Below are 10,844 nucleotides of genomic sequence, written 5' to 3'. Positions count from 1 at the left end.
GTCAGGTCTCCCGGCTTTCGAAATCGATCCGGGGATCGACCAGCACATAGGTCAGATCGGACAGGATGCCGACCAAGAGCCCGATCAACCCGAAGACGTAAAGCGTGCCGAAGATCACCGGATAGTCCCGCTGGAGCGCGGCTTGAAAACCTAGCCGCCCCAGACCGTCGAGCGAGAAGATCGTCTCGATGATGATCGAGGCGCCGAAGAAGACGCCGATGAACATGCCCGGAAAGCCCGCGATCACGATCAGCATGGCGTTGCGGAAGACATGGCCGTAAAGCACGCGCCCCTCGGACAGGCCCTTGGCCTTGGCGGTGACGACATATTGCTTCTTGATCTCGTCGAGGAAGGAATTCTTGGTCAGAAGCGTCAGCGTGGCAAAGCTGGAAATCGTGGTGGCGACGACCGGCAGGGTGATGTGCCAGAAATAGTCGAGGATCTTCGCAGGCCAGCTGAGCTCGGCCCAGTTCTCCGAGACCAGCCCCCTCAGCGGGAACCATTGCAGGTAGGAGCCGCCCGCGAACAGCACCAGCAGAAGCACCGCGAACAGGAAGCCCGGGATCGCATAGCCGATGATGATCGCCGCCGAGGTCCAGGTATCGAAGGATGTCCCGTCCCGCACCGCCTTGCGGATGCCCAGCGGGATCGAGACCATATAGGCGATGAGCGTCGACCAGAGCCCAAGGCTTATCGAGACCGGCATCTTCTCCAGCACCAGGTCGACCACCGAGACCGACTGGAAATAGCTTTGCCCGAAATCGAAGCGGGCATAGTTCCAGATCATCGTCAGGAAGCGTTCCAGCGGCGGCTTGTCGAAGCCGAATTCCTTCTCCAGCTCGGCGATGAAATCGGGCGGCAGGCCGCGCGCGCCGATATATTTGTCGGTCGGGCTGCCGCCGCCACCGCCCCCGCCAAGCGCGGCACCGGTATCGCCGCCGCCGCCGGCAAAGCCCGAAAACACATCGCCCTGGCCCTCGATCTTGGCGATCACCTGTTCGACGGGCCCGCCCGGCACGAACTGGGTCAGGGTGAAGTTGATGATCATGATGCCCAGAAGCGTCGGCACGATCAGCGCGAGACGACGCAGGATATAGGCGCCCATGCCCGGCCTACCTCAACGCGCCAGAGGCATGCAGCCGGTCCGCCGCCGCCTGATCGAACCACCAGAAGTCAAGCTCGCCCACCTGCAGCGGCGGCAGCGTCTCGGGATGGCGGTACATGTCGTAATAGGCGACCCAGCTCTTGTCGTTGAACCAGAGCGGAATGTCGAAATGCTGCGACCGCAGAACCCGGTCGAGCGCATGGACGCGGGTCTTCATGCCCTCGAGCGTATCGGCCGCGACAACCTCGTCGATCAGCCGGTCGACGGCCGGGCTGCGCAGCCGCATCAGGTTGCGCGAGCTGTTATCGGCGGTCTTCGAGCCGAACCATTGCGACAGCCCGCTCGACGGTTCGAACCCCATCACGAAGCCCTGATTGGCAAGATCGAACATCCCGGCGCGCCGCCGTTCGACATATTGCGCGGTATCGACGCGCTCCAGGCGGCCGTTCACGCCCAGCATCCTGAGATTCTCGAGGAAGGGGTTGATGGCGCGGTCGAATTGCGGATCGCGCTGGATGATGACCAGCTCCAGCGGCTGGCCGTCCTTGCGCCTTATGCCATCGTCGCCCGCAACCCAGCCCGCCTCGTCCAGCAGTTTCGAGGCCGCGCGGATGATCCGGCGCGAGGGGCGGTAGGTATCGGCGTCATGATCGGGCGGGCTCGCCACCTCCTCGGTCAGGATCGACGGCTCCAGCAGGCCCTCCTCGACCAGCGGCTGCAGGATCGCGGCCTCGTCGACCCCGGGCGTGCCGGAGGCCGCCAGATCGGTGCCCGACCAGAACGATACCGGCTGGGTGAAATAGCCGTAGAACAGCGTCTTGTTCGACCAGGCGAAGTTGAACATCATCTCGACGGCGCGACGCACCCGGATATCCTGCCACTTGGCGCGGTCGAGGTTGAAGACCCAGCTCAGCCGGGTGCCGACATTGCCGTCGGGAATTGCCTCGCGCAGCACGTCTCCGCGCTCGATGCCCGGGAAGTCATAGCCCGTGGCCCAGGTCTTCGAAGAGTTCTCGGTCCGGAAGGTATAGGCGCCCGACTTGAAGGCCTCGAAGGCGGCATTGCTGTCGGCGAAATACTCGACCCGGATCCGGTCGAAATTGTAGCGCCCGATATTGAAGGGCTGCTCGGCCCCCCAGAAATCGGGATTGCGGCGATAGACGACGCGGCGGTTGTAATCGAAGCTGTCCAACACATAGGCGCCGGTCGCCATGAAGGGCGTCTTGGTGCTCTGGTCGAGCCGGGCGCCGGTTTCCTCGAACCAGGCCTTCGAGAAGGCCGGGGTGCCGCCCGCCAGCCCGATCCGGTCGCGCATCGGGGTCACGTCGTTGAAGGTGAACTTGATCCGGTGCGGGCCCAGCACCTCGATCGGGCCGAAATAGGCCTCGACCAGACGGCGGTATTCGATGATCCCCTGTTCCAGGAACAGCTTCTGGGTGAAGGCGATGTCCTCGGCCGTCATCGGCGTGCCGTCCTGGAAGGTGACGTCGTCGCGCAGGTTGAAAATCACCCAGGACAGATCCTCGGGATATTCGATCGAGGTGCAGAGATAGCAATACATCGCATAGGGGTCGTCGGCGGTCGAGGTCATCAGGCTTTCGGTGCCGATGGTGTTCAAAGCCGCCGGCACGCCCATGCGCGAATACTGGTTGAAGCTGTCGAAGGTGCCCGGCGCCCAGATCGAGATCTCGCCGCCCTTGGGCGCGTCGGGATTGACGTAATCGAGATGGGCCATGTCGGGGCCGTATTTCGGCGCGCCCAGCGCCGAATAGGCGAAGCTCTCGACGACCTTGCCGCCCGACATGCCGGTCGCGACCTCCTCGGCCGGGGCCTGACCGGCGCCAAAGGTCAGAACCAGCGCCAGCACGGGTGCCAGAAGCGGCCTCGGGACCGGTCGGGCGGCGGCGGCCCGGGCGGCACGGTGCGGATGGCGGCGGGGCGTGGGCATCGGCAAACTCCCTGTCTTCTGCGGTCGGACGGACGCAAGACCTTGCCCTAGCTAATGGCCCCGGCACCGCAGGTTCAAGTTGAGAATACGTGAGAGCGCTGCAATCAACCGGGGCGGGCCGAGGCTCAGAACCCGCGCCGGGCCTTCAGCGCCGCGCTGATCGTGCCATCGTCGAGATAGTCGAGCTCGCCCCCGATCGGCACGCCCTGCGCCAGCGAGCTGAGCCGGATCCCGGTCCCGGCCAGCTCGTCGGCGATGTAATGGGCCGTGGTCTGGCCGTCGACGGTGGCGTTGAGCGCCAGGATCACCTCCGAGATGCCCTCGCGCCCGACCCGTTCGACCAGCTCGGGAATGCGCAGATCGTCGGGCCCGACCGAGTCGAGCGCCGAGAGCGTGCCGCCCAGCACGTGATAGCGGCCCCTGAAGGCCCCGCCCCGCTCCATCGCCCAGAGATCGGCCACATCCTCGACGACGCAGATCTCGCCATTGCCGCGAACCGGATCGGCGCAGATCTCGCAGGTATCGGCGGTGGTGATATTGCCGCAGACCGCGCATTCATGCACCGCCTCCCCGACCTTGCGCATGGCCTCGGCCAGCGGCAGCAAGAGGACTGCGCGCTTCTTGACCAGATGCAGCACCGCACGACGGGCCGACCGGGGCCCAAGCCCCGGCAGCCGCGCCATCAGCTCGATCAGCCTGTCGATCTCGTCCGGGCGACTCATTTCCAGGCCATCGGAAACAGATCGGAGTAACAACGCCAAAACAAATCTGGATCCTTCTTGTGCTGAGCTGCTGGCAAAATGTCTCCCCGAATACGCTTTGCGTCGCGGAAATGACCTGCAAGAAAGCAGTACAACGCGACAAAAAGGAAGATGAGCCCTAGCCCAGCTATACTATTCACCACCTGCGCTGCAGGTCCGCTCGAGCTACAACCAACCCATCCAAAGAGAAGCGAGATCCCCAAGTACGCGCAAATCTGTTCCAGATATGCTTTGCGCGCCTCGGAGATCACCACTTCAGCAATCTCTCCACTCATAAGGAAGCTTGGAGGCATCCTCTGGGCCGTAGAGAAGCATTTAGTCAGACCGGCAGGCCCAGCCCCGGAGGCAGACCCATTTCCTCGGTCAGCTTGCGGGTCTCTTCCCTGGTCTTTTCCATCGCCTTTTCCTGGGCGTCCTTGATCGCCGCCAGGATCAGGTCCTCGACCACTTCCTTCTCGTCGGCATTGAAGATCGACGGATCGATCGACAGCGCGGTCAGCGTGCCCTTGGCGGTCGCCGTGGCCTTCACGAGGCCCGCGCCGCTTTCGCCCTCGACCATCGTGGTCGCCAGCGTTTCCTGAAGCTGGGCCATCTTGCCCTGCATCTCGCCCGCGGCCTTCATCATCTTGGCCATGTCGCCAAGACCGCCCAATCCCTTCAACATGCGTGTCTCCTTCGCCTGTTATGCGTTCAGTCGTCGTCCTCGAACGGGTCCCATTCCTCTTCGACCTCGGGCAGGGCCTCGGCCGCCGCCTCGGCCGCCAGGACCTCGGGCGGCTTTATGTCGATGATTTCGGCCCTGGGAAAGGCGGCAAAAACGGCGCGGACCAGAGGATGCTCGGCGGCCTCGGCGCGACGCGCGGCCTCGGCCGCGTTGCGGACCTCGTCGATGCTGGGCGCGCCGCCCCTGGCCACGACCGAAACCGCCCAGCGCGCGCCGGTCCAGCTCTGCAGCCGCTGCCCCAGCCGCTGCGCCAGATCGGACGGTGCAGAAGGCCCGGGTTCGAACTCGATCCGGCCGGGCGAATAGCTGACCAGCCGCACCCCCGCCTCGACCTCGACCAGAAGCACCATGTCGCGATTGGCGCGGATCAGATCGACCACCGCCTCGAAACTCGGGTAAAGCGCAAGCGTCTGCTCGGGCGCGCGGGCCAGTGCGGTGACGGCACCGCCGCCCGAGGGCGCGGCATGGACCGGACCGCTCCGGACCTGACCCTGCATCCCGCCGCCGCCATTGTCACCGCCGCCCGAGGGGGCCGGACCGGTGGGAGGGTTCTCCTGCAGCTTCCGGACCAGATCCTCGGGGCTTGGCAGGGTCGAGACATGGGTCAGCCGGATCACCGCCATTTCGGCCGCCATCATCGCGTTGGGCGCCATCGAGACCTCTTCCAGCGCCTTCAGCAGCATCTGCCACATCCGCGTCAGAACCCGCATCGACAGCCGCTCGGCCATGGTCCGGCCGCGGGCACGCTCATCGGGGCCGACGGTCGGATCGTCGGCCGCCTCGGGGGTGATCTTGATGACGCTGAGCCAGTGGCTGATCTCGGCCAGATCGCGCAGCACCGCCAGCGGATCGGCACCATCGGCATATTGCCCGGCCAGTTCGCCCAGCGCGCCGGCCGCATCGCCCGCCATGATCATGTCGAACAGATCGAGCACCCGTCCCCGGTCCGCGAGCCCCAGCATGGCGCGGACCTGATCGACCCCGGTCTCGCCCGCGCCGTGAGAGATCGCCTGATCGAGCAGGCTCATCGCGTCGCGGACCGAACCCTCGGCGGCGCGGGTGATCAGCCCCAGCGCCTCGTCGGTGATCGGCGCGTTCTCGAGCCCCGCGATCTTGCGCAGATGACCGATCATCACCTCGGGCTCGATCCGGCGCAGGTCGAAGCGCTGGCAGCGCGACAGCACCGTCACCGGCACCTTGCGGATCTCGGTCGTGGCGAAGATGAACTTCACATGGGCGGGGGGTTCCTCGAGCGTCTTCAGCAGCGCGTTGAACGCGCTGGTCGACAGCATGTGAACCTCGTCGATGATGTAGATCTTGTAGCGCGCCGAGGCCGCCCGGTAGGCCACGCTGTCGATGATCTCGCGGATGTCGTTCACGCCGGTGCGCGAGGCCGCGTCCATCTCCATCACGTCGACATGGCGCCCCTCGGCGATGGCCCGGCAATGCTCGCATTCGCCGCAGGGCTCGGTGGTCGGGCCGCCCTGCCCGTCAGGGCCGATGCAGTTCATGCCCTTGGCGATGATCCGGGCGGTCGTCGTCTTGCCGGTGCCGCGGATGCCCGTCATGATGAAGGCCTGCGCGATCCGGTCGGCGGCAAAGGCGTTCTTGAGGGTCCGCACCATCGCATCCTGGCCGATCAGATCGGCGAATGTGGCGGGGCGGTATTTTCGCGCCAGCACCTGATAGGCGGTGCCCTCTGTCTCGGCCATGGATCCCCTCGAAGTCACGTATTCGTGCCACAGGGTAGGCTCTGGCCCCGGCCGCGTCCAGCGGATCACGGAGCAGACCCCGCTCAAGGGGCCGTTGGACGGCATCACATAGCTCTGCCCTTTTGGTCAGAAGCGTTGCCTCTGACCGGGCGACCTACGCCGAAGCGGCCATTCCCTGCGGCTGGCGCGAGCGTCGGCAGTGCGGGACGAAGCTGCCGTTCTCGCTGCAAATAGTCATGTCCGCTTCCGGTCGTTCGAGGGAAAGCAATCGGGAACAGGTTTTGGAGGAACAAAAGCTCTGGGAAAACTGATGACAGCGCGGCTCGTGCTTGTCTGTAGATCGGTCAACACATAGGTTGGTGTCATGAAAGAGATCGACTTGAGTGCGCGACGGCGCGAGATCATCCGTCAATACTTCCGCTACGTCGATACAGGCGACGGTCGTATCCTTGACCTGTACACCGACGATGTAGAGTTGCTGTTCCCCAAGTTTGGTCGAACACGCGGGAAGGACGCGATGCGCACCTTCGGTGCGCGAATGTCTGCAATGCTTGGTAGACTGGAGCATGACATCGAGGGCTTGGCCTTTGTAGAGGCCGGTAATACGATTGTCGTTGAGGGTCGGGAGTGGGGCGAAATGGCAGATGGAACGCCGTTTCCTGATGGCGAAATTTCACAGGGCCTGTTTTGCAACGTCTTCGAATTCGAGGGTGAGCTTATTAAGGCGGTTCGGGTTTACGTGGACCCTGATTTCACAAGCGCGGATCAATCAAGGATCAGTGCTTTGCGCTGATCCTTGAGTATCCCTCCCATTTTTCAAGCGTCTTCGGAAAAGGTCGTTGCGATTACGAATCGCCAGCCTGTCGCCAATCTGGTCCGCAAGCGGACCGGAAGCGCTGACACCCATAGCAGACCTAGCTTCCTCGCGCAGCGTCAAACGGTAAGGGCTCGCTGCCGACCTTCGCCGCACGCTGCCTGAACGGCAGCTTCGGGCGCTGACGAGCGCCACGCGACCCGTGAGAGGCAAACCTTTCTGACGAGAGAGGTAATCTCGGCGCGGAGCCGAGCTTCCGCATTTCTGTTTTCAAACGATATTTCCCCCGCCTGAGAGGCAGGACTTTGTGCCTCCTGCCAGCTGTCGGCGTTTCTCCCGCTGCCCGCACCGATGGCGCAGGCGATGGGGCACGGCAAGATCCCCCGCAACAGCTTGTCCATCAGCTCAGGCGGGGCAGATACCACATCCGCCACTTGCGACGGAGATCCGAGCGGTACCCGAGATGCGAAGGGAAGAGAAGGTGAGAGGCTGGACAGCGGCCCGAACGGGGCTCGTTACGGCTGCTTCCTTCCGGACCTGACCGGGTTGGCGAGGCGCTCGCCCGCGCCAACCTCTCGGGGTTTTACATAGACGTCACGATGCGGATTCGCAAGCCCCGGGCCGCGGCGGGCCGCCGCAGGAAAGACGGGATCAGCTGCGTTTGCGGTCGGCCGGATAGACGCCCAGGATGTCGACATGCGAGGTGAAGTAGTCGAGCTCCTCGAGCGCGCGGGCGACATGAGGATCGTCGGGATGGCCCTCGATATCGGCGTAGAACTGGGTGGCGGTGAAGGAGCCGTCGACCATGTAGCTTTCCAGCTTGGTCATGTTGACGCCATTGGTCGCGAAGCCCCCCATCGCCTTGTAAAGCGCGGCGGGAATGTTGCGCACCCGGAAGACGAAGGTGGTCATCATGCCCAGATCGCCCCGGCGGCTGCGGTCGGGCGCGCGCGACATCAGCAGGAAGCGCGTGGTGTTCTTGTCGTGATCCTCGATATGGCGGGCCAGAACGTCGAGCCCGTAGATCTCGGCCGCCAGATCGCCCGCCAGCGCCGCGACCGTGGGATCGCCCGCCTCGGCCACCTGACGGGCCGAACCCGCGGTGTCGGCCGCGGTCACGCGGTGGATGTCATGCGCCTGCAGGAAGTCGCGGCACTGGCCCAGAAGCACGGTATGGCTCATCGCGCGGCGAATATCCGCCAGCGCCGCGCCCGGCACTGCCAGCAGGTTGATATGAACCCGCACGAAGGCCTCGCCGACGATATGCAGCCCCGAATCCGGCAGCAGCTGGTGGATGTCGGCGACCCGCCCATAGGTCGAGTTCTCGACCGGCAGCATCGCCATTTCGGCCGCGCCGCTGCGCACCGCCTCGATCACGTCCTCGAAGGTGCGGCAGGGCAGCGCCTCCATGTCGGGACGGGCATCGTGGCAGGCCTGATGCGAATAGGCCCCAGGCTCACCCTGAAACGCGATACGACTGCTCATCGAGGACTTTCCCCTGGACCGGACGACTTAATGGTCATGCAATACCTTCGGGGAATACTGCTTGCCAAGACTGAGGGGAAGCACATAGGAACGTCCCCGGGAAAACATGGGAATATTCTAATGCTGAAGAAGGTGAGCTTCACGAAGCTTCTGGGCTCGGCCTCGGGGGCTCTCTTGGTGTTCGCGCTCGTCGATCGCGCGGGCGGACTTTATTTCTCGAATCCCGGGCTGGACAAGCCGGCCTATGTGGTGATCGAGGAAGAGCCCGCGACCCCGGCCGAACCGGAGCAGGAGCTGACCTTCGAAGAGCGGATGGCCCAGGCCGACGCGGCCGCGGGCAAGCGCGTCTTCAACCAGTGCAAGTCCTGCCACCGTGTCGAAGAGGGCGCGAATGCGGTCGGACCGTCGCTTTACGGCGTGGTCGGGCGTCCGGTCCATAGCGCCGAGGGCTTCTCTTATTCCGACGCCTTCGCCGGGCTCGAGGGCAGCTGGACGGCCGAGCGTATCGACGCCTTCATCACCTCGCCGCGCGATGTGGTTCCGGGCACCGCGATGACCTTTGCCGGGCTCAAGGATCCGCAGGACCGCGCCAATGTGATCGCCTATCTCGAATCCGTGGTCGAGTAGACCGTCCCCGGACGGCCCTGCCCCGGCAGGGCGCCAGAAATGCGAACGGGCGGCCCGCGATGCGGTGCCGCCCGTCTTCATTCAAGCGCTCCGGCTCAGCGGCGCGGATCGTCGTCGTCCTCGTCTTCCTCGTCGTCGCGGTCGGGCAGGTTGAAGAAGCTGTCGGCATCCGGCACCGAGCGGTCCTCTTCCTCGTCGGGATCCGGACGCGTCAGCGAGAAGGTCTCGAGCCCGGAAATCGCGGTCGGCAGCCGCGGCTCGGTGCCCATCTCCAGCGACTGCTCGGTCGAGACCAGCTTGCGGCGCTCGTCATCGGTCATCAGATCGCCCTCGGCGGCCCGTTTGCGGGCGGCTTTCTGCACCGCCGAGTCAAGCTCGGACTGCTTGCAGAGGCCCAGCGCCACCGGATCGATCGGCTGGATGTTCGAGATGTTCCAGTGGGTGCGCTCGCGGATCGACTGGATCGTCGGCTTGGTGGTGCCAACCAGCTTGGCGATCTGGCCATCGCTGAGCTCGGGGTGGAACTTCACCAGCCACAGGATCGAGGCCGGACGGTCCTGCCGCTTGGACAGCGGCGTATAGCGCGGGCCGCGACGCTTTTCCTCGCCGACCGCAGCCGGGTTGAACTTGAGCCGCAGCTTGTAAAGCGGGTCCTTCTCGGCCTTGTCGATTTCGGACTGGTCGAGCTGATTATTCGCGACCGGGTCGAAGCCGCGCACGCCGCCCGCCACGTCGCCATCGGCGATGCCTTGCACTTCAAGCTCGTGCAAGCCGCAGAAATCGGCAATCTGCCGGAAGCTCAGCGTCGTGTTGTCGACCAGCCAGACAGCAGTGGCCTTGGCCATGATCGGTTTGTTCATCGGCCTTCTCCTCTCGTGCGACGATAGCGCTCCCCGGGCCGGGAAACGGCTGCGCCGGATTGGCGCGGTTCCTCGTTTTCGGGGAAGTTTGAGCGTATATAGTGGCCGACGCGCCCGGAGAAAAGAGAAAATGCGCTGTCTGGCCATACTGCTCCTGTCTGCGACCCTGGCCCGCGCCGAGGAGGACGTGGCCGGGCGTTTCGATTATTACCTGCTGTCGCTGAGCTGGGCACCAAGCTGGTGCGCGGCCGGGGAAGCCACCGGGGAAGCCTCTGGGGAAGCTTCCCGGAGCGCATCGCGGCAAAGCCCGCATTGCGCGCCGGGCGGCGGCGCGGGCTGGGTTCTGCACGGGCTCTGGCCGCAATACGAACGCGGCTGGCCAAGCCATTGCCGCAGCACAGAGGCCGATCCGTCGCGCCGCCAGATCGCGCGCCTGGCCCGGCTGACCGGCAGCTCCCGCGCCGCCTGGCATCAATGGAAAAAGCACGGGCGCTGCTCGGGTCTCTCGGCGGGCGACTATGTCGCTGCGGCAGGCCGGGCCAATGCCGCCGTGTCGCGTCCTTTGGCCTTTGGCAGGCTGACCGCCCCGGTCAGGCTTCCGGCCGGGGTGGTGGAAGAGGCCTTCCTGCAGGCCAATCCGGGCCTTCTGCCCGACATGCTGACCGTGACCTGCAAGGCCGGACGCATCCAGGAGGTCAGGATCTGCCTGACCAAAGAGCTGAAACCCCGGCTTTGCGCCCCGGACACGGTCGAGGATTGCAACCTGCGCGACGCGCTGATGCCGCCGCCGCGCTGATGCGCGCAGCCC

The 10,844-nt window shown here is 64.9% G+C and carries 11 protein-coding genes and 1 other RNA gene; 3 read left to right on the top strand and 9 right to left on the bottom strand.

Going from position 1 to position 10,844, the window contains the following annotated elements; all coding sequences use genetic code 11:
- Position 1: 1 nt before the first annotated feature.
- The 6 genes from B5V46_RS02695 to B5V46_RS02675 all read right to left on the bottom strand — a co-directional run bounded on the left by B5V46_RS02695 (position 2) and on the right by B5V46_RS02675 (position 6,250).
- Positions 2-1,105: a microcin C ABC transporter permease YejB gene (locus tag B5V46_RS02695; RefSeq protein ID WP_080615154.1), complete on the bottom strand. Its 1,104-nt coding sequence runs from the start codon at positions 1,103-1,105 to the stop codon at positions 2-4.
- A 7-nt stretch (positions 1,106-1,112) separates the two neighbouring features.
- Positions 1,113-3,053: an extracellular solute-binding protein gene (locus B5V46_RS02690; RefSeq protein ID WP_080615153.1), complete on the bottom strand. Its 1,941-nt coding sequence runs from the start codon at positions 3,051-3,053 to the stop codon at positions 1,113-1,115.
- A gap of 125 nt (positions 3,054-3,178) precedes the next feature.
- A complete protein-coding gene (recR, locus tag B5V46_RS02685) occupies positions 3,179-3,775 on the bottom strand; it encodes a recombination mediator RecR (protein ID WP_080615152.1) in 597 nt (198 codons plus the stop codon).
- Positions 3,772-4,089 (bottom strand): hypothetical protein, encoded by a 318-nt coding sequence (locus tag B5V46_RS19480; protein WP_155773904.1) that lies wholly within the window; start codon positions 4,087-4,089, stop codon positions 3,772-3,774. The genes recR and B5V46_RS19480 overlap by 4 nt, the downstream gene beginning before the upstream one ends.
- A 44-nt stretch (positions 4,090-4,133) precedes the next feature.
- Complete coding sequence (locus B5V46_RS02680; RefSeq protein ID WP_080615151.1) at positions 4,134-4,478, bottom strand: YbaB/EbfC family nucleoid-associated protein; 345 nt, start codon at positions 4,476-4,478, stop codon at positions 4,134-4,136.
- A 26-nt stretch (positions 4,479-4,504) separates the two neighbouring features.
- Complete coding sequence (locus B5V46_RS02675; RefSeq protein WP_080615150.1) at positions 4,505-6,250, bottom strand: DNA polymerase III subunit gamma/tau; 1,746 nt, start codon at positions 6,248-6,250, stop codon at positions 4,505-4,507.
- A gap of 364 nt (positions 6,251-6,614) precedes the next feature.
- On the opposite strand from B5V46_RS02675, the gene B5V46_RS02670 reads away from it, so the two are divergent.
- A complete protein-coding gene (locus B5V46_RS02670; RefSeq protein ID WP_060833959.1) occupies positions 6,615-7,043 on the top strand; it encodes a nuclear transport factor 2 family protein in 429 nt (142 codons plus the stop codon).
- Positions 7,044-7,543: 500 nt separating this feature from the next.
- Here the strand turns inward: B5V46_RS02670 and ffs are convergent.
- Both ffs and B5V46_RS02660 read right to left on the bottom strand, forming a co-directional pair.
- Positions 7,544-7,642: signal recognition particle sRNA small type (ffs, locus tag B5V46_RS02665), an RNA gene on the bottom strand.
- 73 nt (positions 7,643-7,715) lie between these two features.
- On the bottom strand, positions 7,716-8,549 hold the full coding sequence (locus tag B5V46_RS02660; protein ID WP_080615149.1) for a prephenate dehydratase: 834 nt from the start codon (positions 8,547-8,549) through the stop codon (positions 7,716-7,718).
- 120 nt (positions 8,550-8,669) lie between these two features.
- Here B5V46_RS02660 and B5V46_RS20715 point away from each other — a divergent pair, with 120 nt between their 5' ends.
- Positions 8,670-9,176 (top strand): cytochrome c family protein, encoded by a 507-nt coding sequence (locus B5V46_RS20715; protein WP_080615148.1) that lies wholly within the window; start codon positions 8,670-8,672, stop codon positions 9,174-9,176.
- Positions 9,177-9,271: 95 nt separating this feature from the next.
- Here B5V46_RS20715 and B5V46_RS02650 read toward each other — a convergent pair whose 3' ends face one another.
- A complete protein-coding gene (locus tag B5V46_RS02650) occupies positions 9,272-10,036 on the bottom strand; it encodes a DUF1013 domain-containing protein (RefSeq protein ID WP_080615147.1) in 765 nt (254 codons plus the stop codon).
- Positions 10,037-10,166: 130 nt separating this feature from the next.
- On the opposite strand from B5V46_RS02650, the gene B5V46_RS02645 reads away from it, so the two are divergent.
- A complete protein-coding gene (locus B5V46_RS02645; protein WP_080615146.1) occupies positions 10,167-10,832 on the top strand; it encodes a ribonuclease T in 666 nt (221 codons plus the stop codon).
- Positions 10,833-10,844 lie beyond the last annotated feature (12 nt).

The organism is Rhodovulum sp. MB263 (genome assembly GCF_002073975.1).
In the GTDB taxonomy this organism is placed as follows: Bacteria; Pseudomonadota; Alphaproteobacteria; order Rhodobacterales; family Rhodobacteraceae; genus Rhodovulum.
This window is presented reverse-complemented; position numbering and strand designations above follow the sequence as displayed.